This window comes from Mesorhizobium sp. 43Arga (assembly GCF_053714255.1).
Genome location: NZ_JBSKBO010000002.1, coordinates 813,553 through 838,831, shown reverse-complemented (window position 1 = coordinate 838,831; position 25,279 = coordinate 813,553). Strand labels below are relative to the sequence as shown.

General features: G+C 63.1%; 24 protein-coding genes. 15 read left to right on the top strand and 9 right to left on the bottom strand.

Annotated elements, in window-relative coordinates; genetic code table 11:
* Positions 1-4: 4 nt before the first annotated feature.
* From ACWGS8_RS10510 to ACWGS8_RS10500, 3 genes are all read right to left on the bottom strand, one after another.
* Positions 5-643: a 4'-phosphopantetheinyl transferase family protein gene (locus ACWGS8_RS10510; protein ID WP_454580851.1), complete on the bottom strand. Its 639-nt coding sequence runs from the start codon at positions 641-643 to the stop codon at positions 5-7.
* A complete protein-coding gene (locus ACWGS8_RS10505) occupies positions 640-1,017 on the bottom strand; it encodes a GNAT family N-acetyltransferase (protein ID WP_454580850.1) in 378 nt (125 codons plus the stop codon). The genes ACWGS8_RS10510 and ACWGS8_RS10505 overlap by 4 nt, the downstream gene beginning before the upstream one ends.
* An 80-nt stretch (positions 1,018-1,097) precedes the next feature.
* Positions 1,098-5,252, bottom strand: coding sequence for a Pls/PosA family non-ribosomal peptide synthetase (locus ACWGS8_RS10500; RefSeq protein WP_454580849.1), 4,155 nt, complete (start codon positions 5,250-5,252; stop codon positions 1,098-1,100).
* Between the two features lie 421 nt (positions 5,253-5,673).
* On the opposite strand from ACWGS8_RS10500, the gene ACWGS8_RS10495 reads away from it, so the two are divergent.
* From ACWGS8_RS10495 to ACWGS8_RS10465, 7 genes are all read left to right on the top strand, one after another.
* On the top strand, positions 5,674-5,847 hold the full coding sequence (locus ACWGS8_RS10495; RefSeq protein WP_454580848.1) for a DUF680 domain-containing protein: 174 nt from the start codon (positions 5,674-5,676) through the stop codon (positions 5,845-5,847).
* 127 nt (positions 5,848-5,974) lie between these two features.
* Positions 5,975-6,946 carry an MBL fold metallo-hydrolase gene (locus tag ACWGS8_RS10490; RefSeq protein ID WP_454580847.1) on the top strand — a complete coding sequence of 324 codons (972 nt, stop codon included), beginning with the start codon at positions 5,975-5,977 and terminating at the stop codon, positions 6,944-6,946.
* A 32-nt stretch (positions 6,947-6,978) separates the two neighbouring features.
* Entirely contained in the window at positions 6,979-7,458 is a 480-nt protein-coding gene (locus ACWGS8_RS10485; RefSeq protein ID WP_454580846.1) for a tetratricopeptide repeat protein, read from the top strand.
* Between the two features lie 331 nt (positions 7,459-7,789).
* The gene (locus ACWGS8_RS10480; protein WP_454580845.1) at positions 7,790-8,305 is read left to right on the top strand and encodes a DoxX family protein; all 516 of its coding nucleotides are present in this window, start codon (positions 7,790-7,792) and stop codon (positions 8,303-8,305) included.
* A 103-nt stretch (positions 8,306-8,408) separates the two neighbouring features.
* On the top strand, positions 8,409-9,020 hold the full coding sequence (locus tag ACWGS8_RS10475; protein ID WP_454580844.1) for a BA14K family protein: 612 nt from the start codon (positions 8,409-8,411) through the stop codon (positions 9,018-9,020).
* A 245-nt stretch (positions 9,021-9,265) separates the two neighbouring features.
* Positions 9,266-9,577, top strand: coding sequence for a DUF2934 domain-containing protein (locus tag ACWGS8_RS10470; protein WP_454580843.1), 312 nt, complete (start codon positions 9,266-9,268; stop codon positions 9,575-9,577).
* Between the two features lie 14 nt (positions 9,578-9,591).
* The gene (locus ACWGS8_RS10465) at positions 9,592-9,741 is read left to right on the top strand and encodes a hypothetical protein (RefSeq protein WP_454580842.1); all 150 of its coding nucleotides are present in this window, start codon (positions 9,592-9,594) and stop codon (positions 9,739-9,741) included.
* A gap of 32 nt (positions 9,742-9,773) precedes the next feature.
* On the opposite strand, the gene ACWGS8_RS10460 is transcribed toward ACWGS8_RS10465, so the two are convergent.
* Entirely contained in the window at positions 9,774-10,313 is a 540-nt protein-coding gene (locus ACWGS8_RS10460; protein WP_454580841.1) for a hypothetical protein, read from the bottom strand.
* A 494-nt stretch (positions 10,314-10,807) separates the two neighbouring features.
* On the opposite strand from ACWGS8_RS10460, the gene ACWGS8_RS10455 reads away from it, so the two are divergent.
* The 6 genes from ACWGS8_RS10455 (at position 10,808) to minE (ending at position 16,654) form a co-directional block, all read left to right on the top strand.
* Entirely contained in the window at positions 10,808-11,263 is a 456-nt protein-coding gene (locus ACWGS8_RS10455; RefSeq protein ID WP_454580840.1) for a hypothetical protein, read from the top strand.
* A 116-nt stretch (positions 11,264-11,379) separates the two neighbouring features.
* Entirely contained in the window at positions 11,380-13,329 is a 1,950-nt protein-coding gene (locus tag ACWGS8_RS10450; protein ID WP_454580839.1) for a hypothetical protein, read from the top strand.
* Between the two features lie 188 nt (positions 13,330-13,517).
* On the top strand, positions 13,518-14,438 hold the full coding sequence (locus ACWGS8_RS10445) for a BREX system ATP-binding domain-containing protein (RefSeq protein WP_454580838.1): 921 nt from the start codon (positions 13,518-13,520) through the stop codon (positions 14,436-14,438).
* A 250-nt stretch (positions 14,439-14,688) separates the two neighbouring features.
* Entirely contained in the window at positions 14,689-15,513 is an 825-nt protein-coding gene (gene minC, locus ACWGS8_RS10440) for a septum site-determining protein MinC (RefSeq protein WP_454580837.1), read from the top strand.
* Positions 15,514-15,569: 56 nt separating this feature from the next.
* A complete protein-coding gene (gene minD, locus ACWGS8_RS10435; RefSeq protein ID WP_095200673.1) occupies positions 15,570-16,385 on the top strand; it encodes a septum site-determining protein MinD in 816 nt (271 codons plus the stop codon).
* Positions 16,382-16,654 (top strand): cell division topological specificity factor MinE, encoded by a 273-nt coding sequence (gene minE / locus ACWGS8_RS10430; RefSeq protein ID WP_027047075.1) that lies wholly within the window; start codon positions 16,382-16,384, stop codon positions 16,652-16,654. The genes minD and minE overlap by 4 nt, the downstream gene beginning before the upstream one ends.
* 388 nt (positions 16,655-17,042) lie before the next feature.
* Here minE and ACWGS8_RS10425 read toward each other — a convergent pair whose 3' ends face one another.
* The 5 genes from ACWGS8_RS10425 to ACWGS8_RS10405 all read right to left on the bottom strand — a co-directional run bounded on the left by ACWGS8_RS10425 (position 17,043) and on the right by ACWGS8_RS10405 (position 23,288).
* Positions 17,043-18,827, bottom strand: coding sequence for an ABC transporter ATP-binding protein (locus ACWGS8_RS10425; protein WP_454580836.1), 1,785 nt, complete (start codon positions 18,825-18,827; stop codon positions 17,043-17,045).
* Positions 18,827-19,858 carry a glycosyltransferase family 2 protein gene (locus ACWGS8_RS10420; RefSeq protein ID WP_454580835.1) on the bottom strand — a complete coding sequence of 344 codons (1,032 nt, stop codon included), beginning with the start codon at positions 19,856-19,858 and terminating at the stop codon, positions 18,827-18,829. The genes ACWGS8_RS10425 and ACWGS8_RS10420 overlap by 1 nt, the downstream gene beginning before the upstream one ends.
* Before the next feature lie 4 nt (positions 19,859-19,862).
* Positions 19,863-20,969, bottom strand: coding sequence for a glycosyltransferase family 2 protein (locus ACWGS8_RS10415; RefSeq protein WP_454580834.1), 1,107 nt, complete (start codon positions 20,967-20,969; stop codon positions 19,863-19,865).
* Positions 20,966-22,138 (bottom strand): acyltransferase family protein, encoded by a 1,173-nt coding sequence (locus ACWGS8_RS10410; protein ID WP_454580833.1) that lies wholly within the window; start codon positions 22,136-22,138, stop codon positions 20,966-20,968. Before ACWGS8_RS10410 ends, ACWGS8_RS10415 begins: the two co-directional genes overlap by 4 nt.
* Before the next feature lie 712 nt (positions 22,139-22,850).
* Complete coding sequence (locus ACWGS8_RS10405) at positions 22,851-23,288, bottom strand: response regulator (protein ID WP_454580832.1); 438 nt, start codon at positions 23,286-23,288, stop codon at positions 22,851-22,853.
* Positions 23,289-23,569: 281 nt separating this feature from the next.
* Between ACWGS8_RS10405 and ACWGS8_RS10400 the strand changes: the two genes are divergently transcribed.
* The gene (locus ACWGS8_RS10400; protein ID WP_454580831.1) at positions 23,570-24,256 is read left to right on the top strand and encodes an aspartyl/asparaginyl beta-hydroxylase domain-containing protein; all 687 of its coding nucleotides are present in this window, start codon (positions 23,570-23,572) and stop codon (positions 24,254-24,256) included.
* Between the two features lie 138 nt (positions 24,257-24,394).
* Positions 24,395-25,276, top strand: coding sequence for an EamA family transporter (locus tag ACWGS8_RS10395; RefSeq protein ID WP_454580830.1), 882 nt, complete (start codon positions 24,395-24,397; stop codon positions 25,274-25,276).
* The last annotated feature ends 3 nt before the right edge of the window (positions 25,277-25,279 follow it).

Sequence of the window (25,279 nt, the reverse complement as noted above, 5' to 3'; positions counted from 1 at the left end):
CGCGCTATTTCCCGACAGAGGCCAACACGACCACGCGCGGGGCGACGCAGTAGGCGAGGCTGACCTGGCGGCTGGTCTTCGTCGTCGCGCGGCCGGCATCGAGGTCCACGGCGATATCCTCGTAGCCCAGCACCTTGCGATCGAGCGGATAGGTTGCCTTGTAGACCGCTTCCTTGGCGGCAAACAGGATGCGGCCGACAAGCCGCGGGTCCGCCGCGCCGATCCGGTCCGCGCCGGTTGCGACGATCGCGAAAATATCGTCCGGCAAGGGTTCGGCGGGCTCGACGTCAATGCCGAGAGAGACAATACCGCCGACAGGCGCGACCGCCGCCACGGCCATGTCGTCGTCATGGGCGAGCGAGCCAACTATCCCATCCGGCCAGACCGGAGCGCCGGATGGCGCGCGCGGAATGGCGAGGTCGCTGACGCCGATATCGGCCAGCAGCCGGTGCGCGACCCAGCGGGCCGCACCGCTGGCGCGCCGCATGGCCGGCTGGCGCGCAGGGATGGAACGCGCTTCCTCGGGCAGCAGATGGGCCTCGTCCGCGTCGCCTATCAGCCGGCACCCGGTCCGGACATTTCGAGGCGCGATTGCCGCCATCGCCTCGGTCAACGCGGCTTCAGGGGAGGGCGGAAGCGTCAACGGCCATCCCTCGGCAGGACGAGGTCGGCGATCATTTCCCCATCCTCGTCGAGCCCTTCCTCCACGAAACCGGCGGCACGATAGAGCTGGCGTGCCGCTTCATTCTGCGGCTCATAGCAGATCGAGACGTGCCTGACGTGACCGAGCCCGCCAATCTCGCGCAGCACCTCGCGCAACGCGGCCTTGCCATAGCCTCTGCCCTGCCAGGCACGGTCGATCATGAAACGGTAGATGCGCGCCTCGTCGTCGTCTTCCGGCGCGTCGTACATGAGGAAACCGACGATGCGATCCCCGGCCATGATGACACGCGGCCGCGCGTCCTCGTCGGATTGCGCCTCCTCCAGAGACTCCGCGTTGCCAGCGACAAAATCCATTTGCTGCGGCGCCAGTTCCAGCGACCCGACCAAGGCCCGATTGGCCTCGGTCACGGGAGCGAGACGGATTTCTCCGGCCCTCAAGCCGACGCCTTGGCGCCGTCATCCGTGACCGGGATCACGAAGCGGTGCAGCTTGGCCGGGTTGCCGCGCCAGATGGAGTAGGGTTCCAGCTCCTCGCCCTTCATCACGAAGGAATCGGTGTCGGCCACCGATCCTTCGCCCATCACGACGCCGTAATGGACAAAGGCGGACGGTCCGAGCGTGCAGCCCTTGCCGATGCGGATGTAGTCGGACTTGAACGCGCCTTCTTCCAGCGAGTGAGCCTGGATGACGCAGCCTTCGTTGAGCGTGACATCGTCGCCGATCTCGACCAGCGAGCGTTCGGTCAGGTTGGCTCCGCCATCATAGACGCGGCTGCCGACCTTGACGCCCAGCATGCGCAGGATCATCGGCCGGAAGGGCGTGCCGGCGAACAGACGCACGATCGGTGAATCGGCGAGTTTCCAATGGCGTTCGTGGCGCCAGAAGGCGACGTCGTAGATCGTCGTCATCTGCGGCTTCAGCCGGCCGAAGCCAAGGCTTGCCCGCTCGACCAGGATGTAGAACGGAATGGTGATCGCCGAGGTCAGGAGGACGGCGACGAACAGGGCCACCTCAGCCCATTCGGTGTAGTAGTTCAGCGCCCGGTCCCAGATCGCCAGCGTGGCGAACAGCATGGCCCATTGCGTGGCCAGGAACAGAAGGATCGTCACCAGATTGTGGCGGTTCTTGTGCGGGATGCGCTGGCGTCGGTCCGCCTCGTCGACCCCGGCGATGAGTTCCTTGTCGCGGTTGACCATGCGCGGGATTTCAAAGGCAGGCGAACCCAGGAGCCCGACATTTTCGCGCACCGGCCCATCGATGGGGATCATCACCTTGGTGCCGAGCAGGACGTTGTCGCCCGTGCGTCCATCCGGCGGATAATAGATGTTGTTGCCGAGATAGTTGCGCTCGCCGATGCGCGTCCGCTCGAGCCGGAATGCCGAGGCGGATTTGTGCATGTTGATCATGAACAGGCCGTCCGACACCATGGTCTCGGTGCCGATCTCGCACAGAAGCGGGTTTTCGTGCTGCTGGTTGGAGCCGAAGTTGGAACCGGTCTGCACCACCTTGTTGAGGTTCCAGCCGATGGCGCTGATATAGTGCACGATCGCCGAGCTGTCGCCGAACAGCAGCCCCAGGACGCGGGAGTTGCTGGTGAATTCGGCGACGGTCTGCAGCCAGTAGCGGAAGCCGTAAAGCGTGTAGGTGCGGCCCGGCTTCAGAACCAGGTTTGTCAAGCGGGGCACCAGCGTCGCCACGAGAAAGGCCACGGCGATATAGCCGAAAAGTGTGACCGTGGTGCCGACCGCGACAAGGCCGATCGTCTCCTGGTAGTCGTCGCCGACGCTCTCCCAATAGCTCTGGAACAGGAATGGCAGCGGGGTGACGATGGCAAACAGCACCACCAACTGAACGGCCTCATAGAGGAAGCGCCGGACCTGGTAGGGATCTACATTGCGCACCTTGCAATAGTCCGCCGTGGTCGGCACGGCCGGCGACCCATGCCAGTGTTCGCCGTCCGGGATGCTTTGCCCGCGCTGCAGCGAGGACGAATGGCCAAGCTGGCCGCCGTCGCCGATGCTGGTGTCGATGTCGAGCGTGGAACCCACGCCGATGAAGGCATCGCGGCCGATGGTCAGCGGCCCGGTGTGGATATAGCCTGACTGCGCCCGATAGCCGAGGATCATCGATTCCTTGCGCAGGATGGTGTTGGCGCCGATCGAGATCAGATCCGTGCAGACCGGTACGGATTTGGATTCGATGACGGCGTTGTGCCCGAGTTTGGTGCCGAGAAGCTGCAGATAGAAGCTGTAGAGCGGGCTGCCGCGGAACAGCACGACTGGCGCGGTGCGGATCAAGGTCTTGACCACCCAGAAGCGGTAGTAGCGCAGGCCCCAGATGGGGAAGGCTTCGGCCTTCCAGCGGCCGACGAGCACCCATTTCGCCAGGACGGCAAAGCCCGTCATGCCGAAGAACACGCCGGCCGAGAGCGCCACGCACCTGATATAGAGCTGCAGCGGCTCGTCGAGCGCTTCATACATCCAGTTGAGGCCGATGTTGATCGCCCACAGGCCGACATAGCTGTAGACCCCGTAGAACAGCAACTGCGCCATTCCACAGGTCCAGTAGGCAAGATTCGACGCCTGGCGGGTGAGAACAGGCTCGTTGGCGGCGGCCGTCATCTCTTCCGAGACGCGCAGGTGCTTGGCCAGGCGCGCCACCGTCGGATGGAGATAGATGTCGCGCATGGACGTCGTTGCCCATTCCTTTCGGGTGCGCACGCGGGCGCAGAAATGCGCCATCAGCAGCGAGTTGGCGCCGAGATCGTCGAAGAAATTGTCCTCGACCGACACCGCGTCGAATTTCAGCACCGCGGCCAGCGCCTCGGCCAGGAAGCGCTCGTCGTCATTGCCGGGCGCAATCATCTCGCGGTCGGCGGAAAGCCGCACGCTTGTCGGCTTCGGCAGCTGGCGAAGGTCCACCTTGTTGGAGACCGTCATCGGGATTGCTGGCAGTTCCTCCAGATAGGAGGGCACCATGTAGTCCGGCAGGCGTCGCTTCATCGTCTGGGCGAGATCGGCGCGCGAGAGCGCCGGCTGGCCAGCCTTGGGCGCGTAATAGGCGACGAGTTCGACGCGGCCGGGCTCGATCTCCCAGGTGGTGACGGCGGCCTGCGCGATCTCGGGCTGGTCCAGCAGCACCGCCTCGATCTCGCCGAGCTCGATGCGATAGCCGCGGATCTTCACCTGGGTGTCGATACGCCCGGCATATTCGATCTCGCTATCGCCGTTGATCCGGCCAAGGTCGCCCGTGCGGTAGATGCGCTGCGAGGGGTTGTTCGGCAGGCCGATGAAATCGGCGATGAACTTCTGTTCCGTCAGGTCTTGCCTGTTGAGGTAACCGACGGCGAGCCCGATACCGGCAATGCCGATCTCGCCCAGTTCGCCAGGTTCGGCCAGTTCCGGCAGCGACGGGTCGAGAATGACGATGGAATAGGTGGGCAGCGGCGCGCCGATGGTGACGGGCTTGTCTGGCGTCAGCGCGCCCATCGTTGCCGTGACGGTCGCTTCCGTCGGGCCATAGGTGTTGAGGATCTGCCGCCCCGGCTTCGACCAGCGCACCACCAGATTGTGCGGGCAGGCCTCGCCGCCGACCAGGAGCGTGCGCAGGCTGGGCACATCCGATGTCATGGACGACAGCAGCGTCGGGCTGCAGGCCATGCAGGTGATTTCATGGAGGCGCAGGAAATCCGCCAGCTCCTCGCCGACGAGCGGCATCTGGCCGGGCGCGGGCACCACGGTCGCGCCGGCGACGAACGGCACCCAGATCTCCTCGGAGGAAAAGTCGAAGGCAATCGTCATGCCCTGGTAGACGCGATCGCCCGGCCTGTAGCCGTAGGATGCGGCGGCGACGCGAATGAAGTTGACGAAGCTCTGGTGCCGGATGGCCACGCCCTTCGGCCTGCCGGTCGTGCCAGACGTGTAGAGGATGTAGCAGATGTCTTCCGCCGGCGCCTCGTGCGGCTTCAGCGGCGCGCCGGACTGTTTGGAGATTTCGGCGGCGGCGCTGTCGATCAGCACATGGGGAACCGGCAGTTGGTCGGCCCGCGACGCATAGGTAGCGATGGTGACGATCAGGCTGACGCTGGCGTCCTCGATGATGAGCGCCATGCGCTCTTGCGGAAAGGCGGTGGCCAGCGGCACGAAGGCGGCGCCCGCCTTCACGACGGCGAGCAAGGCGACATAGGTCTCTGCCGACCGGTCGAGAATGAGCCCGACCCGGTGGCCCGGCCGCACGCCGCGCTTGATCAGCACACGGGCGAACTGGTTGGCGCGGCTATCCAGCTCCTGATACGTCCAGACGCGTCCCTCGGAGATCACCGCCGGCAAGCTGGCGAATGTCTGGGCAAGCTCTTCGAAGACCGCGTCGAGCCGCTCGTCGGGCTGGCCTGCCCGCGCGAAATCGGCGCCCAACAGGATCTGGTTGCGAGCAGCCGATGCCGAATCGTGAGCGAGCCTTGCGAGCGCGTCGACGGTTGCCAGCCCGTTTTGGGCCAGCCCAGTTCCGGCCAGGCCGGGCTCGGGTGAATTGCCCTGGCTTGCCGCGCCCTTGTCCAGGCCGACGATATCGACACCGTAATCCATTTCCATACTTTCTCGTCCTGGCCGCGTATCGCCCGGCTGTTCATGTCGCCGTTCGAGCAGGCATTTTCGGCTGTGCCGCCGCTGCAATTTGACCCTTGTCGATGGCGGACCGAAGCTTCGGAAAAGGAAGTCCACGCAGTCCCCCGCAGGATGGTTATGCCATCCGATCTTTTCGCCAGTTTTTCCGAATTGTTGAAACTTGTTTCTGAATTGTGTCTGAGCGCTCCTCCTGCCTTGCCCTTGACGGTCTTTTCCGGAGGTGATGCCGCCGCCTTTCACCAGGTTTTGCTTGGTCGCCGCCCCTCGAATCCGCCCCTTCCAAAAAAATCTCACCACCCTCGGGAATAAAGCATCGCCTTGCCGGGTCTTCCCTTCAGCGGGGCCAAACCGGCCCGCGACGCGAAGAAACGAAACAGGATTTGTCAAAATGACCAAGCTCGCTCTCAGCGTGGCCGCGATGTTGCTTGCCTCGAGTGCTGCCTTTGCCGGCAGCGACCATTTCGGCGCCGAGCCTGCCGCTTCCGTCGACACCAATGCCACCGCCTCGATCCCTTACACGGCTGACGCGGACGAACCCGGCCAGGGCATCTGGGGCCGCTGAGTTCAGGGGGCGGGACAGCCTCGAGGTCCCGACCCTGTCCGCAATCAGGACGGGGGGCCATGTGGCGTGGCCCTCCGTCGCTCCTCCCGCGATTTTTTGCCGCCACCGCAACCCACAGGAGACCACCATGTTCAGCATGACACGCCGCACAGCGCTTCAATCCGCCGCCGCCGCCGCCGCTTTCGGCCTTGCCGGCAAGCTCGAATTCACCCGCCCCGCTTTCGCCGAGACGCCCGTGGAGCCGACCGTCGGCTTCTACAAATACACGGTCGGCGACATCGAGGTCACCGCCATCTATGACGGCATCTGGAAGAAGCCGCACGACCCGGCCTTCATCAAGGATGTCTCGGTCGACGAGACCAAGGCGGCGCTCGCCAAGGCGGGGCTGACCACCGAGTTCATGCCCATCCCACTCACCGTCGTCGTGCTCAAGATGGGCGGCAAGCTGATCATGATGGATGCCGGCTCTGGCGTCGGCCAATGGCAGGCCAATGCCACGCACCTGCCGGCCAACATGGCCGCCGCCGGTATCGACTACAAGGCGATCGACACCATCATGATCTCGCATTTCCACCCGGACCATGTCTGGGGCCTGATGGAGAAGGGCACCAACACGCCGGTGTTCCCCAATGCCGAGCTGATCGTCAACGCCACCGAATACAATTGGTGGACCGACCCGAGCCGGCTGGCCAAGCTGCCTGAGGGCCGCAAGCCGGCGGGCAAGCGCATCGCCGAAAACTTCCCGAGGTGGAAGAACTGGAAGCTGGTCGAGGATGGCGCGGAAGTGGCGCCGGGCATCCAGATCGTCGCCGCGCCCGGCCACACGCCGGGACATTCGGTGTACCTCGCCAATTCCGGCAAGGAACAGCTGATGATCTCGGCCGATACCATGTATGTGCCGGCCCTGCTGGCGCCGCACCCGGAATGGCAGGGCGCCTACGACCAGGATGGGCCCACCGCGATTGCCACGCGCCACAAGATCATCGACCGGGTGATCGCGGACAATATCCGCATTTCCGGGTCGCACTTCCCGTTCCCCGGCACCGGCGTCTTCGTCAAGGACGGCAATGCCTATGGCTTCTCTCCCGTTCAAATTTGAACGGGTAAACCCCAAACCAAGCGAGTAAGACAATGAAACAGTTTCTTTTGGGCAGAAACGCCCTGTTCGGCCTGCTCGGCGCCATCGCCGTGCTGACCGTCGTTCCCGTCGCAACGATCGTGCCGGCCTACGCGGTGGATGATATAGAGGGCGCCGATGCCCCCGACCTCACCGCCGTCCAGGCCAAGATCGCCGCCAAGGACTACAAGGGCGCGCTGGCCGAACTGCGCGACCTCGCACAGGACAACCAGCAGGCCGACGTCTACAATCTGCTCGGCTTCACGCTGCGCAAGACCGGCGATTTGACCACCGCGCTGACCTACTACAACAAGGCGCTGGAGCTGAAGCCCGACCACAAGGCCGCCCGCGAATATCTGGGCGAGCTCTATGTCGAGACCGGCGACACGGCCAAGGCCAAGGAGCAACTGGCCTCGCTGCAGAAACTCTGCCCCGGCGGCTGCGAGGAGCTTTCCGACCTGCAAAAGGCCATCGACACCAAGGTGACGCAGTAAGGTCCCCCGCACCCGGATTGCCAAGACCGAATTGCGAAAGGCAATTCGGGGCAATCCGACCTCTCCCCCAGGGGAGAGGAAGGCGCCGCCTTTCTCTTCTCCCCAGTGGGGAGAAGGTGGCCGCGAAGCGGCCGGATGAGGGGGCCTGGCGCTGACTCATGCCGGTATGAAACACAGTTTGGGCGCTCGTGGCTGGCGCCCATTGCCGGAGCCGGCGCCTCTCCCTCGAGCCGGCTCCGGCCTTTTCGAACATCACAGCTGGCAGGCGCCGTTTTTCGCGAGTCGCACGGCGGGCGGCGCTTGCCTCATGCTCAAAAATTGGAGGCTGACCATGACACCGAACGAAATCGCCGCGAAGCTCACCGGCCTCGCCACGAAATACCACATCAGGGACGTGACCCTGCTTGCCGGCCGCCTGCTCATGTCCTTCATCTTCCTGCATGAGGGCGTGACGCTGGTCACCCATTTCGACGCTGCAGCCAAGGCGATGGCGGCACTTGGCGTCGGCCTGCCGCTGTTCGTCGCCACCATCGCGCTGCAACTGGGGGCAGGGCTCTCGGTGGCATCAGGCCTGCTGACGCGGCTGGGCGGCATCGGTCTCGGCCTGTTCTGCCTGGCCACCGCCTTGCTGTTCCACATCAACTTCGCCAGCCAGAACGAATTGCTGCATTTCGAAAAGGACCTGGCCATATCAGGCGGCATGTTCGTGCTGGCCGCCGTCGGCGCCGGCCGGATCTCTTTGGACTGGCTGCTGGCAGGCTATCTGCACAAGCGCCAGCGCGACAAGGACATGGCCAAGGCCTTGCTGGCCGTGGAGCACGAGTTCACGGTGCGACTGCCGGTTTGAGGGCACCAGGCCGGCTGGATGTCCTCCACCGTACCAAACGCTCGCTTGCTGGAACCAGTCCCGATGCCCCGCATTCTATTAGCAGGGGCTCAAGGAGTGTGTGATGAAAGCGGTTCTGGCACTGGTCGCGGGCTTCATCCTGACCCTTGCGGTCTTCGCCAGCGGGCTGGCTTTCGCTGCCTGGCTGATTGTCGCCAAGCCGGTGCACCAGGCCAGGCCCGCCGACAGTGTCTCGCAGCTGTGGACCAAGGACGCACAGCCCGTGGACAAGGCCGCGCCGGGCCTGGAGCGCGTGGCCGCCGCGCAGCCCACCGCACCCGACGCCGCCGCCAGGGTGCAGTCGCCCGACCCGATCAAGACCGCCGCGGTGGCGCCCGATGCGGGCGAGCAGCAGGCCAGGTTGCCGGCCGCCCATGTCGGCTGGTGCACGAACCGCTACCGCTCCTACAATCCCGACGACAACAGCTACATGTCCTACAGCGGACAGCAGCGCCCCTGCGTGTCGCCCTATCTCGACGCCGACGCCACCGCCGGCCAGACGGCGCAGCAATCCGACGAAGTCAGCTATGTCGAGGGGGGCAGCGCCCCTCTGGTTGCGACAACGGATCTTTCGGACGACCACGTCCAGTCCTGCTTCAGCCGCTACCGCTCCTACCGCCCCGAGGACAACAGCTACCAGCCATACTCCGGCGGACCCAGGCGCCATTGCGAATAGGCGCCGCTTGCCATAGAGGGGCGGGCAGCCATTCGCCGGACAGCTGAGGCAGTGACAGTGACAGCGCGATACACGGTGGCGGCGCTGCTGGCAGTGGAGAACCAGTTGCCGGAGGATGGGGAGGCTGCCGGGGCGTCCCGTAGGGCGCCAAACTCGACCGGTCCACCAGGACCAGTGATCACGCAAATTTTTTGGATCATTCGCGCAAGCCCGGCGTTCATCCCTGACACGAAGGAGGAACGACAATGGGCGACGAACGGCACGAGAAGATCCAGCAGCGCGCATACCAGATCTGGGAGCGTGAAGGCGGCGGCGATCCCGAGCATCATTGGCACCGGGCCGAGGCCGAGATCGACAGGGAAGCGGCCCTGCCGCTGACAGCCGACGACGCCTTGCCGCGCGAGATCGCCAGCACCGATGTGCTGGAGGTCGAGGAACTCGCCATGCGCACCGGCATTTCGGGCGACGAGGCGCAAGCGCTGCTCGACCGCCTGGGCACTGACCGTGCCGCGGTGGAGCAGGCAGCGCGCGGGCTGAAGGCCAAAAAGGGCACCTGACCAGGGAGAGCGAGATGATCCGCAAACTCAAGGACGGCAGATACCGGCTTTATTCACGCAACAAGGACGAGAAAACCGGGAAACGGCGGAATCTGGGGACGTTCGATAACCGCGAGGCGGCGCAAAAGCATGAGAAGGAGGTGCAGTATTTCAAGCGGCATTGAGGGGCCTGCCTTCGCGGCGTCGAGCGTGCAGCTCATCCCTTGGCCGGCTCTTCGTAGATGCCGATGATGAGGAGCCATGCGCCTGAAATCAGGAAGGCGAACAAAACGATGGTTCCAAGGGCCGCGATGTAAAGGCCCGCGCCGCGCCCGAGAATAAGGAAAATCGCGCCTGCGACTTCGGCCAGGTAACACATCGTGCCGCCCGCCAGCCGCGGCCCGGTCAACCCGATGGAACTCATCCCCGCCTTGATGGCTACGACATATCCCCTGACGAAGATGAATGTTGCTATGCCCCAGAGGAAAAGCCATTCGAACCCGAGTGCGGGAAGGTATTGACCGCCCAGAAGCGCAAGGCTGCATGCCATGAAAATCGCGCTGAAGCCCGACAGCATGTTGATTGCCCGGTTCTTGTGCGTCGTGTTGCGGACAATGCGTTCGGGATTGATCGAGATCGCGACGAAGATCAACCCGGCAAGCCCCGCCGCGCCGCCCCCCACCATGACGAAGAAATTGGTCCATTGATCCAACATGACTTGCCCCCGAGCTTCAGCCGGCTCGATGGAGGCCAGCATGGCTGCGTTCTCGAACTCCACGGGGCGAGACAGGCGATCTTGATCGAGGCCAAATCCTGATCAGGGAGAGCGAGATGATCCGCAGACTCAAGGACGGCAGATGCCGACTTTATTCACGCAAGAAGGACGAGAAGACCGGGAAGCATGAGCGGGAGGTGCAGTATTTCACGTGGCATTGAGGGGGCTGTTCGGCGCGTACCTCTGGCGACCGCGATAGCGATACGCCGCAAGCTTGCGTGACCGGTTTACTCTTGATCCCGCTAATCACAGGGCAGCTTTGCGCCTGATTCCGGTCGTTCAGTCTATGCCGGGCAGCATCCAAAAGCAGACATTCAGTTGAAGACTGTAGGCGCCTCATTTGGGCGAGAATCGGTGATCGGATGAGTTTCCCTCGATGAGCGGATGCCCGAGAGCGCTCCCAGCCCTTGTCTGCGCGCTTCTAAGCACATACGGTGCTGGTGGTCGATTGGCGCACAGCTTTGCGGGGGTGGCGGATGGCGCAGGACACGTCTGCGGGGGTTCGCGTTACAATTTGGCGCGCATTTACGCCAGACCGCACAATGACATTTCAAACGCACGAGGCCGACTCGGTTACGGTGGTCGGTCCCGATTTTCTATTCCAAAGGGAGGCCTTCACATGGCAACCAAAAGAGGACATCTGGGGCGGCTTGGCCGACGCTGACGTCCGAACGCGTCTCAGTGAACGATTGCAAGTGGAGTTCGAGCCCGCACTTCGTCCCGATGAGCGTAGCCTGGAAAAACTTGGGGCGTATCTTAAGGATGTTGAGGCAGTACTAGATGGATTGGAGTGGGCAACGAGCGGTCAGCAATTTGAGAATGATGGCGAAACACCAATGCGATTGAATCCGCTCCTTTCCTTTTACCGCCAGCTTGAATGGATTTATCAGGTGTTCCGGGACGTACCTGGCGCGTCGGTTTCGATCCGATGACGTACAAGCTAGTCGCCTGCCAGGACTCCGCGAGGCTGTTTGCTCCGTTGTTTCTGAACACGGGGTAGTGTCGTATTGAGGTGTCAGAGGACAAAGCGTTCAAGGACGCAGCATTCTTGCCTTTGGGTGAAATTGAACTCGAAGGTGATAGCACCGACTCCTCGCAAATGGTTTCGTCAGCGAAGCGTGGCAGTTTCGAGTGGGTGGTCGCCGACTTAGTCGAGACGCGGACCGCTCTCCACACGTTGATGGAGATAATCGCCCCCGACGCAAATGCAAAAGGCGCCGCTAAAGATGCACACGAGAAGACCCTTGGTAGGATTGAGCGAATCCTCGATGCTATAGCGACCGTCGCTGTTCGGTTGGGGTTGGTGCACCCGCTCCTTGACCCTCTGTTGCTCGAGGACATGCCTTTCAGACGGGCGTGTACGGTTGTTGCCGACACTTCCGGTGTCCTTCAGGGAGGAATCAACTTTGTAGCCCAATTCCTGCATCCGATGGCGAGGATAAAGGTCCCGGCAGTGGTGCACATGGAAGTCATTAACTCGGCGGATAGCTTCCTAAAGCGACGTCGGGCGACCAAGGCAAATGCGAGCGCGCTCCTCTTCGACCACATGCTCAGCCAGTCCGGTCAACGGGTGTTGCTTAGGTTGGAATTGCGTCCTGATACCGAGATAGAAAGGACCCCCCTGCTGGGCGACCCCCTGCGGAATGCATTTCAAAAGGACAGCGAGCCGGAATGGGCTGACCTCAACATCAGTGTTCCTCTTCGAAGCTACTGTGATCGACTGATCCTCGAGGCTGCTCGCCTTCACCAGGCGCATTCCAACCCGGGGCACATGGTGCGTTTGCTAACTGCCGATCAAGGGCTGGCTAGAATGGCGTTAGCTGAGGGAATCGCCCCGCTCTATTTTCGAACGATTGGGGCGGAAGCCTTCTTTGGAAGACGCCTTACCGGCGCGATGATGCACCCATTCTCGGCCGAGATCGTCAGGACGCCGCTTCAGGCAGTGCTGTGGGAGTTGGCAACTACCTTCGGCGCTGCACGTCTGGTTTCGGACGTAGGTTGGGTGGAGGTCGCGGCGATAGGAACAGACCTCACGTGGTCACCGCTGCACTCACAAAATGACCTTCTTTGGATGAGATCTTCAGGCATTGCCCCATTGGCGACTGAGGCCATCGACGAGGACAACAAGCCACCCGTGGGAAAGAAGCCCGCTGTGACTCCAAAGCCGGGAAGAAGCGCTGCCGGTGCTTTCAAAACTCAGAAGCCAAAGGCAGCAGCTGTCCCGGATGTGGTGGGCTACTATCGGTTTAACATCGAGCGAATGTTCTTGTTGATTGTGACCCTCGCAGGCGAAGGACATCTCACCGAGGCCGACGCTCTCAAAATTGTCGAAGCTGCCACTCCCGGCGAGTATATCCGCTTCTTAACAGCCGGAGATTATGTAAAGGTCGAGAACGGTCGGTGGGCACTGACTGAGCGAGGCTTCGAACTCGTTGATGCAATCGTTCGATCAGATCGTAGGCAATTGGCAGATGCCCTGTCGAATGTGACCTCATTCGCCTCATTCAGAGAAAGCTTAGGCGCAACCGCAGTTGGGAGGCCGGCCGACTTAACCTTACCCTCACGAGCGGAGTCTACCTACAAAGTATTGGGCGAGTTGACTGGCCTTGGCGCCTCTATCCCCGGCGAAGGCTATTACCCAACCCCCTCGCTCCCCAATCTGCCAACCTTTGTTGAGAAGGCGCTCAGGCGATACCAAGAACTCGACAAAGGGGATGGATATGTGTCTGTAGGCGCGTGGTTGGAGTCACTAGTCAGATCTGAGGGCGTGCACCCCGCGTTTGCACGCGAAGCGCTAGAAGAAGCCAGCGCTGCGGGGCTGATTATTCGCGCAACAGAGGGATCAACCACCGACACGCGCCACGATCAGCACGTTATTCGAGTGCTCAAGTCGCAGGGCGGCAAACCAACTGTGGAGACGGTCCACCTCTACAGGGGGGACTTTCTCATCCCTGGCAAGTCCAGCAGCAGTATTAGGCTTGGGGAGCCAAAAAAGTGAGCTTGAAAGACAAACTAGCGCAGGCTACTCAACCAGCGCAGGCGCAGGACCTTTTCGTTCGGTATGGCGTTCTGCAAAATCCGTTTCCTTCATCTAGCCAGACTGCTGACAATCCTCACCTACGCTCCCAAGTCGATGACGAAATTGAAGCTCGGATAGAGAGCTTCGTTCGCGACCGACGTTCTCAGGTGATCGTAGTTGAAGGAACCCAAGGAACAGGAAAGACCAACGTACTTAACTATTTTGAGAACGAGCTTAAAAGTGCCCTTGAATCCTTAGACGGTTTTTACGTCGTTAGATACCTCGCGGACCCAGAAGCTTCCTTCGACAGTACGCTTAGAAGGCTCTTTCAGGAACTCGGCATTGACCATCTCCGCAAGCTCGCGGAGGCGCTGCGCGGCCCTGATGGGGATGTGGCCATTGGGCTAGCGCGCAGTCACGAGGTACGCATCGCCCTTCGCAAACTGGCACAGTCGAACGGAGCAGAGGACGTAGTAAGGAGCCTGAATGAGTGGTTTCTTGGGCTTCGCCTTCTCAAGGTTCACAGGGAACTCCTGGGGGTGAACTTTAGACTTGATACGGTCGAATCGAAGACTGCGGCCCTCCGGGACCTCGTTCAGGTAAGTAGCTACGTCAAACTGCTGAACGGAATATTTCTACTCCTCGATGAACTCGAAAAGCAGGACGGCGTGCTGAGCGCTACCGCCGTTGTACGGTATCTGTCGTCGATGCGAGCAATTATCGATGCCCTTCCTGAGCACCTGTTCATGATGATTGCGGTCACTCCGGACGCGCTACGTCGTTACTCGACGGCCCTCCCTGCGTTCAGAAGCCGTTTGGAGAACCGGATTGAGCTACAACCCCTTATGGACATGGAATCGGCTGAAGCCCTGGCGCAGTTCTACACCGACGACGCGACGCGAATTGCCGTTATGAAAAGGGGAGCAACCCCGAAGGGTGTGAAACGACTGGTAACTCCTGCCCAGATTCGAGAAACGTTTGAGCAACTTACTGATCGCGCCAAGAGGCGTGGCGACGTCGGCCTGCGGCAGAGAGAGTTCTTGCACGCGCTACATGTGATAGCAGAAGAACGCTTACACGAGCCGTGACATAGCGCGAACCTGAACAGTCCTCGGCGAACCCACGATGTTATCGCTAGGGGTTGCTTGCCGGACGGCGTTCCACAATCGGACAGTCTGGAGGCGATCCCTATCCAGACAATCAGCGTGTCGCGGGCAGCGACCGCAACTGGCGTTTGGCCGACCGTCCAATTTCTCGAGGACTGCCAAGCCCCCCTCATTAACCATTCGTTAACCATTTCCTCGCTAGCGTTTACCTCTCAGTAAGGATTCGCCAGCCGTGACTTTTGCCGCTCCCCTCGAGGCCAAATCCATTCGCTTTCGTGCCCGTTCTTTCGTCGCTTTCACATTGACCCCGGAAGCGCCCATGGTGGAGTGGCTGCAGGGGCTGGATCACTGGATCGGCAACTCGCCGGGCTATTTTGCCGGGCGGCCGGTGCTGCTCGATTTGAACACGCTGAAGCCCGCGCCGAGCGAGATCGCGGCACTGGTGGCGGAGCTTTTTACGCGCGGCATCCGCATCTATGCCATCGAGCTGGAAGGGGCCACGCTCGGGCCCGACCTGCCGCCTCTGCTGGTCGGCGCCAAGGAGGCGACGACGGACGGGCTGCTGCCTGGCCGCAAAGGCGGGCACGAGGGTGCCGGCAAGCCGGACGGCAAGGCTGCCGAGGGCAGGGACCACGGCGTGGACGTGCGTGTGGACGCTGGTGCCGGCAAGGGCAAGGCTGGCGCAAGCAAGACTGACGAAAGCCAGCCGCAGGTCTCGCACTATGATTCGGGCACGCTGATGATCAAGACGCCGATCCGCTCCGGCCAGGCGATCATGCATGCGCATGGCGATGTCATCGTGCTGGGCTCGGTCGCGTCCGGTTCGGAGATCGTCGCCGCCGGCTCGATCCATGTCTATGGCACGCTGCGCGGGCGCGCTTCGGCGGGCGCGCTCGGCAACACCGCCGCGCGCATCTTCTGCCGCCGCAACGAGGCCGAGCTTCTGTCGGTCGACGGCTGGTACATCACCGCCGAGGAGATGGAAGGGGTGTCGCGCGGCAAACCGGTGCAGGCCTTCCTCGATGGCGAGGGCCTGCGCGTCGAGACTTTGAGCTGAGAAACGGTCGTCAGGGCGGCCCGGGACAACAAACTGATAACAACGGAGGCTTTTTGATGGGCAAGGTAGTGGTGGTCACTTCGGGCAAGGGGGGCGTCGGCAAGACCACCTCGACGGCGGCGCTCGGTGCCGCCGTGGCCAAGACCGGCAAGAAGGTGGCGCTGGTCGATTTCGACGTCGGCCTGCGCAACCTCGATCTGATCATGGGCGCCGAACGCCGCGTGGTGTTCGACCTCGTCAACGTCATCCAGGGCACGGCAAAGCTGTCGCAGGCGCTGATCCGCGACAAGCGCGTCGACACGCTGTTCCTGCTGCCGGCCTCGCAGACACGCGACAAGGACGCGCTGACGGAAGAGGGCGTCGGCGAAGTCATCGACAAGCTGCGCTCGGTGTTCGACTATGTCTTCTGCGACAGCCCGGCGGGCATCGAGCGCGGCGCGCAACTCGCCATGCGCTTTGCCGACGAGGCGGTCATCGTCACCAATCCGGAAGTGTCGTCGGTTCGCGATTCCGACCGCATCATCGGCCTGCTCGACGCCCGCACCATGCGCGCCGAACAGGGCGAGCAGATCGCCAAGCACGTGCTGGTCACCCGCTATGACGCGGGGCGCGCCGCGCGCGGTGAAATGCTCAGCATTGACGATGTGCTGGAAATCCTGTCGGTGCCGCTGCTCGGCATCATTCCGGAAAGCCAGGATGTGCTGCGCGCCTCCAATCTCGGGTCGCCGGTGACGCTGTCTGAGCCGCTCAACACCGCGGCCAAGGCCTATATCGACGCCGCAAGGCGGCTGGAAGGCGAGGATCTGCCTGTTGTCGTTCCCTTCGAGCGCAAGGGTTTCCTCGACCGTCTGTTGGGAAGGAGGGCGGCATGAACGTGTTCGACCTTTTCAAGCGGCGCTCCAGCGCGCCGGTGGCGCGCGAGCGGCTGCAAGTGCTGCTCGCCTATGAGCGCCGCAACCGCAGCCAGCCCGACCTCGTCTCCATCCTGCGCGAGGAGATCATGGCGGTGATCGCCAAGCATGTGCAGATCGACCAGGACTACCTGCAGGTCTCGATGGACCGCGGCGAGACCATGTCGACGCTGGAGATCGATATCCAGATCCCCAACAAGAGCGCCGTGCCGATGGCGATCGCGGGTTGATCTTTACCCTCCCCCTTGTGGGGAGGGTCGCTGCGAAGGCAGCGGGGTGGGGGCAGCGCGACGCCGCAGGCCTATACTCCGAAGGCTAGCGCCAGACGCCCCCCTCTGTCCCGCCGACGTTGCCAGCCTCCCATCCCCCGTCACGCTGCCGCGAACACGGCCATTTGCGCCAGGCGGCGGATGACCGGAACGAGGGGAGGCCGGCGCCGCATCTGGAGAGTAAGCGATGGGCACCGGCCCGGGCGGATCGACAGGTCCGCCGCGAAGGAACGGTAACGAGTCCACGCACCGCATGGCATTGGTGCGATCGCGCAGGGTGCCAGCGGCAAGTGTTAGGTCCTTGATTCGGATGGCCGAACCGCGCACCGGGAGTCGCGGCCCGGCCATGTCAGTCCTGCGGTTCATGCTGGTAGAGCTCGTCCATGGAGAGCGACGCCAGGGCGCCGAAAGGGGCCTGCTTCTTCACCCGGCCGCCGCTCAGGATCACCACGTCGTCGCAGAACGAAATGGTGCTGTGATGGTGGCTGATGACGATGGTCGTGCGCCGTCCCGCCCTCGACTTCAGGGTTTCGACGATGGCCGCCTCCGACAGCCCGTCGACCGCATTGGTGGCTTCGTCGAGGATGAGCAGATCGGGGTCGCGCACCAGCGCCCTGGCCAGGGCGATCCGCTGCCGCTGTCCCGCCGACAGGTTGACGCCCCTGTAGCCGACGAGGGTCTCGTAGCCCTGAGGCAGCCGTTCGATGAATTCATGCGCCTCGGCCAGTTTCGCGGCGCGCTCGGCGTCGCCGATTGTGGCCGCGTCCTGCCCGTAGCTTATGTTTTCGAAAATGGTGCCATCGACCAGTTCCAGCTCCTGGCTGGCCAGTGCGATGTGACGCCGCCACTGGCTGGCGTCGATCCGGTCGAGCGGCGATCCATCGACGAGGATGCTGCCGGTGTCCGGTTCGACGAAGCGGCACAGAAGATTGACGATCGTCGTCTTGCCGGCGCCGGAGCGGCCGATCAGCGCCGTCGAGCGGCCACTTTTGATGTCGAACGTCGCGGCATGCAGCACCACTTCACGCTGGTCCGTGCCGGAATAGGTGAACGTCACGTCATCGAACTTGATGCCCTGGCGCAAACCGTGGAAAGGCCCGTCGCCTTGCGGCGGCCTGGGCTTGCCGGCGGGATCCAGCATCCATGCCACCTCTTCCAGCGATCCGCTCAGGCCCTGCAACTGGCTCCATGATCCCTGCAGGGCCCGCATATGCGGCTGCAGCCTGTAAAGCAGGATGACGAAGGCGATGATCAGTGGGAAACCCACCTGCGCCAGCCAGGCGCCGATCACCACCGCCAGGAACAGCATGGCGTGGAGAACCTCGGTCAGCGGCGGCAGCGCCCCCTGGCGGACCTGCAGGACGAAGGAGGCGCGGCGAACCGCATCGGACGCGGTGTCGAATATCGCCTTCTCCCGGGCCTCCTGGCCGAAAATACGGATCAGTCGCCCGGCATGCACCAGATGCAGCATCTGCGAGGCGAGGTGGCTGTTGCGCGAGGCGACGCTGCGGCTGGGCTCCTTCAGATTGGCCGAGAGGATGGCGTGCGCGATCTGCACGAGCGCCAGTCCGAGTGTGACCAGCAGCGTCATGTGCCACGACAGCAAAAGCAGGAAGGCGAGGAGGATGATGGCGGCCGATGCACTGACGATCGCCGACAGCATGATCTGGATGGCATCGGACGCCCGCCAGGATTCGTTGGATATGATGTTGAGCAGCCGTCCAGGGCTCTGCCGCAGGAAGAAAGGGTAACCGACCCGCAGGAGTTGCTCCGACAGCGCGCTGCGGATCGAATGGCTGGCCTTGCCGGAGATGAAGGTCGTCAGCAGCGTGTTGGCGAAGCCGAAAAAATTCTTCAGGATGATCGAGCCGAGAATGGCGGCCGAGATGACGACAAGCCGGTCGCGCTCGCTGAAGCCCGATCCGACTTGCTGGAGAACAGCGGAGAAGCCGGCCATTCCCGTCGCATCGCCATGGCCCATGATGATGCCCAGCAGCGGGATGATCAGGCCGATGCCGAACCCTTCGAGGGCCGCGCCGACCAGGCCGAGGACCAGCACGGCCGGAACCAGACGCAGTTGCCGCGCCCCGAAGGCGCGGAACAGCATTGGCAGGCTAGGCGGGAGCAATGGCATCAGGCCTCCGCATTGGCTTGTTGATCCTGCCGCACCGGCTCGGCCTGCGGCCGTCGCGCCAGCAGGAGCAGCGCGTATCTGGCCGCGCCGAGCACATTCATGCCGACGATCGGCCTGTGCGACAGATCGAGTTCGCGATCGAATGTGGGTCCGCCCGCCAATTCCCGCAAAGCCCCCCTCGCGGCCCAGTAGAAATGGCGAAGCAGCCAGGGCGCGTGGCGGACATGTTTCAGGCAGAGCCCGCCATTGCCCAGGCTATAGTCGCGGTGGAGCTTTTCGATGGCTTTGCGATCGCGCCGGCCATGGTGGTGGAATATCGTCATGTCCGGCACATATTCGACCGGGATGCCGAGCAGCACCGCCCGCACGAGGTAATCGGTATCCTCCGCCGACCGCAATGGCCCGCCCGCGCCGAAGCGTTCGTCGAAATAGCCGATGCGGGCCGCGACGTCGCGGTGCATGGTCATGTTGCAGCCCAACACGAAGCCGCCGGGATGAATATCGCGCGTCAGCCGCTCGCGCACCGGCGATCGCTTGATCGTGAAAGGCAAGTCCCTGGGGTCCCCAAGCTCGACGCGGCCTCCCCGGATGAGCCCCTGTTCCCCGGAAGAATAATGCCGTTCCAGGTCGGCCAGATAGTCGCGATGCACGGCGCAATCATCATCGACGAAGACCAGCACGCGCCCCCTGGCGCGCCTCAACCCGGCATTACGGGCAGCCGCCAGTCCGGGGCGCGGTTCGCAAATGGGCGTGAATGGAATATCCGACACCGCGGCGATGCTGGCCAGGCGTTCAGCCGTGCGGTCGCTCGAGCCATTGTCGACGACCACGAGCTCGGCCGCGAAGCCGGCATGGGCACGGCACGCGGCCTGAACCGACTTGATGCAGGCCTCGAGCACGGCGATGCGGTTGCGCGTGCAGATGATGAAGCTGACTTCCGGGCCTGACCGTTCCGGTCGAGGATCGGCCGGGGCGAGCCTAAGCGCGGTCGAGCGCTCGCCCCGCAGAGGTTGGTGGACTTTGACCGTCATTCCTCTAGCCCACCTGATGAGATGCCAGAACCGCCGCGGCCGGCGCGGATTTGAAGAAGTATTCCACGGCTTCGGCTTGCTTGCCGGCCGCCAGCGAGGCGCGGCTGAGCCAGGGCGCCAAGGCGCCCGGCCGCAGCGCATATTTCTCGCGGCGCCGGATGGCGTTCCACTTGGCGGTCCGCGTCAGCAATTCATGCGTCAATGGGGGCTGCTTTTCGTCGGCGACGAGCTGGTAGAGGAAATAGAACAGGTTGAGCGCGCCGGCCTCGAAGCTCGGCCGCGTCTCGGCCGGCAGCGAGCGAATCCGCTCCTCCAGCGCGACGATGAAGTCGGCCGCACGGGTAACCGTGTCGAAGCTGGCCGCTTCGCCGATGTCGCGCAGGTCCCGCGTGGACTTCGCGAGGTCCTCGCGCTCGAGGTTCTCGGCCACGATCCGCAAATGCGTCCTGCGCATCTCCTTGCCGTGGCGGCTGGTCACGCTCGTCGGATGGATCCGATAGACGAGCAGGTTTTCGGGCATCATGGCCGCCGGGTAGCGAGCGGTCAGCCGCCTGAAGAGATCGAAATCCTCGGCGTGCCTGTAGGTCGGGTCGTAGTGGAGATCGGCGTCTTCGATGACCTTCCTGTTGTAGACGACCGTCGGGTGCATGAAGATGGTGAAGAACATCGCCAATATGGGCATGCGGCCGAACCGGAACACCGGATCGGGCTTGCCCCTGGCGATGCGGCCGCGGATCAACATGTCGACGCCCGCGCCGCAGAAGCCCAGCTCGGGCCGCTGCTCGAACAGCGCCACCTGGCGCGACAGGCGCCAGGGATAGGCGACATCGTCGGCATCCATCCGCGCGACCAGCTCGCCCCTTGCGACCGCAAGACCTTCGTTAAGCGTCGCGACGAGACCGCGGTTTTCGCGCGAGATGATCGAGACGCGGCTGTCGGCCTGCCGGTATCGCTCGAGGATCTCGAGCGAATAGTCGCTCGAGCCGTCATCGATCGCGATGACCTCCAAGCGGCCGTAGTCCTGCCGCAGGATGCTTCCAAGCGCTGCCGCGAGGTAGGGTCCGGCATTGTAGACCGGCAGCAGGACGGAAACGAGCGGCGCGGCGGTCATGGTCTTGCATCCGTTCGCGGGAGGTCGAGGGATGGCGTGCGGCCATCGGGCGATCCGCCGGGATAGGCTTGCGCCGGCCTGGCAAACCAGCCGGCATGACCGGCCTGGGCTCGCCGGATATAAGGGAAGTGGCGCTTGAGGCTGTTGAGCGGCCTTTCGAAAACCAGCCAGGAAATCGCGGCCACGACAATCGTGGCGGTGCTTGCGACCAGGAACCGTCCTGGCCCTTGCTGCGAGACATTGAGCGGAATCCAGGGCTGCGACTTGATGGCGAGCGACAGCAAGATCGGGTGATAGAGATAGACGCCGTAGCTGATACGGCCCAGCGCCAGCAGCGGCGGCAGTTCCGCAAACCTGCCAGGGATGCCGCCAAGGCCACGCGAGCCGGCGGCGACTATAGCCATCAGCGGCACCAGCGGCAGGACTTGCAGCAGCAGCCAGCGCGCCCATTCCAGCGTCGGATCCGGAGGTGCGGGGACAAACCACTCGATCATCAGGAACGCGGCCGCGAAAGCAGGCCAGCCCAGCCGCATCCATTGCGGCAGGCCGGCGCCCCTCGACCGCCAGCAGGCAAGCAGCGCGCCCGACGCCAGCGCGTCCATGGATGCCGGCGGCAGCAGGTCGCGCGCCAGCGCCGGGTTGGCGGTGACCGGCCAGTAGAAGCGATAGGCCAGCGACAGCGCGATGACGCCGATGCAGATAGACTCGAAGCGCCGGTACGGAGCCAGCAGGACGACCAATGGCCAGGCGATATAGAACTGCTCCTCGATGCTCAGGCTCCAGAAATGGCAGAGAAGCCAGGGGGTCCAGTCGTTGCGCAGCGCATACCAGAAATTCGACAGGTAAAGGGCATGCCAGACCAGAGATCCCCTGGACTGCTCCAGATCGAACAGCCAGACGAAACCCAGCACGGCAAAGTAGGGAGGAAATATCCGCAGCGCGCGCCTGATGTAGAAGGACCGCAGCGCGGGACCGGCTTCAAACACAGCGGCCGAACGCGCTTCCAGGAGCAGGCGGGTGATCAGGAAGCCGCTCAGAACGAAGAACAGCCGCACGCCCATATGGCCCCAGAACGAAGATCCTCCCGCGGCGAAGAAATGGGAATACATCACCATCGTCACGGCGATGGCCCTCAGTGCGTCCAGCTGGATGTCGCGGGCGTTTGCCATCAGCGGCCTCCAAGCGCGGCTTGATGTCCGCGATCAAGCGGGCAGCATGCCATTTCGAACGGCAAGCCAATGCGCATGAGACCCGCCGCTACGCCATCAAACCCGCGCCGTGCGAGCCTGCCTGGGTCGATCTCGCAGTCGACGGACGGCTGGCTCAAGTCGGTCAACCCGGCGGAATCCTTCACGGTATATGTCCAGTCGCAAATGAGTCCCCCGGCGGATGGTTCGGCCACGGCATTGTGCAGCGCAACACAATAAATTTAGCGACCTGAAATACTTATGTGAGCAAGGCAAAAAATGGGCAAAAAGCCGCCATTTTTTCGGTTTCTGGCGTTTCTCGATAGCATCTCAACCTTTTGGTTCGAGTTTTTCCGGCTCACTCGCTTTGGTTGATTGGAGACATTTCTGCTTCGGGAGATAGGAAGCGCTCGAATCATTGTTAAAAAGATCTTGAGATTTTAGAAATCTACATTTTACCTATTTGGATTAATTCGGGGCTATCCGGTGAATGAGCTGGAATCATTGGCTTTTGCGGTGCAGCATAATCGCCTTGTTCGTCAGCCGACCACACGGCTTGCTTCCCTTAAAGGCAGGCATTCGGCAAAGCCGCAGGGTGTTGGAAAGGCCTATCACACGGCAAAGAAACCATGGCCGGCCTCAGCCTCACATAGCCGCGAGGCGACCTCCAACTTGCGATTGTTCATATCGATTTTCAGCGTGTCTTTCGCGATGTCGAATGCGATCCGAAGGCTTCGCCGACTATTTCGGCCGGCAACCAGCGGCCGCCGGCGGCGACCCGGTGAATGCATCGAAGCAACGTACCGATCGCGGCCTCCTTCAACACGATCCCTGCGACGCCGGCCATGATCACCTCGTAGAGCTGACTTTGTGATGCGCCGGCCGTCAACATCACACAGCGCGTGGTCGGCGTCTCCTTGCCGAGTTCGACGGCAACGTCGAGGCCGCTGAATCCCGGCATGTTCAGGTCGATCACCGCTATGTCGGGCAGGTGTTGCCGAATCATGGTCAGGGCGCTCCTGCCGTCCAGGGCGGTCCCGATGACCCTGTAGCCGGAGTCGCGGGCAATCAGGTCTGCCAGGCCGCGCAGGAGCAGCGGATGGTCGTCGACAATGAATACCGTGGTGACCATCCCCGGCCGCCCTCCATCCGATCTCGGTTAATACACCCCGCGCGACAGCAGCATAGCGCTTCCGGATTAATATTAGAGATTTCTGAAATAGCGCCGGAACGCTGCCGGCCACAAGATGCCGGCGCCGGATCGGTGAAGCAATCCCCCGAAATGCCGGGTAGCCGTCGAGGTCGTTTCGGACCGTCGCCGTGAGGACCGGGCGGGGCTGCGCACGGCGTCGTGAACAAAATGTGTAACCAAAATCGGGGGTCGTCCGTTTATGATGTGACGGAGGCAATGCGATGTCCCACACCTACGATCTTGCATCCGATGTGATCCGGCGTGTCTATGAAAGGCGCATTGACGCGCCGGCAATCCTCGACACCGCCACGGAATTTCCGAACGCGGCGAAATTCACCAATGCCTGGCGCGACATCCGCGACGAAGCGCTGGGCGTGCAGTTGGGCAAGATCCCGCGTTTCCACGACATCATGCCGGAGCAGGCCGATATCTCGGCCAATGACGGCCTCGACTGGCGCATGTTCGTGCTCAAGGCCTATGACATGACTGTGCCGGAGAACCTGGCGCGGATGCCGGTTCTCAGCCGCTTGCTTGCCGAATGCCCGGAAGTCAAATCGGCGGCGATCTCGTTCCTGGCGCCGCGCAAGCATATACCCAGCCACCGAGGGCCGTTCCGCGGCATCATGCGGTTCCACCTGGGCCTGGTCATCCCACGCCAGGCCGATGGCCGCCCGGCAACCATCATGATGATCAACCATCAGGAGAGGCGGATCACCGACGGCGAAGGCATGCTGTGGGACGACACCTATCCGCACGAGGTGATGAACAACGCCGATGAAACCCGGATCGCTCTGCTCATGGATGTCTGGCGTCCGGGCATGCCCTGGGACATGGAAATGCTGTCCCGGCTGATCGTGCGCGGCGTGCAGGCAGGGATGCGCCGCCGGGGCGTGTCGTTCGGCGGCTGAATCGGGGAGGGCGCCAGCGCGCCTCGACACCTGTCCTGACCCTATCAAGCCGCCCGCGCTGCCTCACGACAGGCGGGCCGGTTCGGCCTATTTCCATGCCGCCAGGCGCTTTCCGCCCGGCAGGGAAGGACAAACCAAGTGACATCGATGCCGGTTGCCAATCGCGAAGCGGCACCATTGCCCGTCGCGGCACTGATGGGGGCCATGGTGTCGATCCAGATCGGCGCCACCTTCGCAAAAACCCTGTTCCCGCAGATCGGCGCGCAAGGCACGACGACGTTGCGGCTGGTCATCGGTGCGCTGATGCTGATCGCGGTGCTGCGGCCCTGGCAGATGCTGCCGTCGCGCGCCACCTTGCCGTGGCTGGTCGCCTATGGCGTGACGCTGTGCGCGCTCAACCTGCTGTTCTACGCGGCCCTTGCCAGGATCCCGCTCGGCGTCGCGGTGGCGCTCGAATTTTCCGGGCCGCTGCTGGTGGCGACGTTGACCTCGCGGCGCGCCAGCGACTTTGCCTGGATCGCGCTTGCGCTGGCCGGCATCATCTTGTTGTCGCCCTTCATCCACTCCTTGCAGCCGCTCGATCCGACCGGGGTGATGCTGGCGCTGGCGGCCGGCGGCTTCTGGGCGCTCTATATCGTGCTGGCGCAGAAGGCAGGTGCGGAGCTTGGCACCCGCACCACCGCCTATGGCATGGCGATCGCCGCCGTGCTGGTGCTGCCCTTCGGCGTGGCGCAGGCGGGAACGGCGCTGCTGGCGCCGTCGATCCTGGTCAGCGCGCTGCTCGTCGGCCTGTTTTCCAGCGCGCTGCCGTTCTTCCTGGAGATGGTGGCGCTGACCCGCATGCCGGCCCGCATCTACGGTACGCTGACCTGCCTGGAGCCGGGGCTGGGCGCGCTCGCCGGCTTCCTGTTCCTGCACGAAAGCCTGACGCCGCCGCAACTGGCCGGCATCGCCGCCGTCATTGTTGCTGCCGCCGGCACGGCGCTGACCTCGAAGCCGCCGGTGCCGTCGCCGGAATAGGCA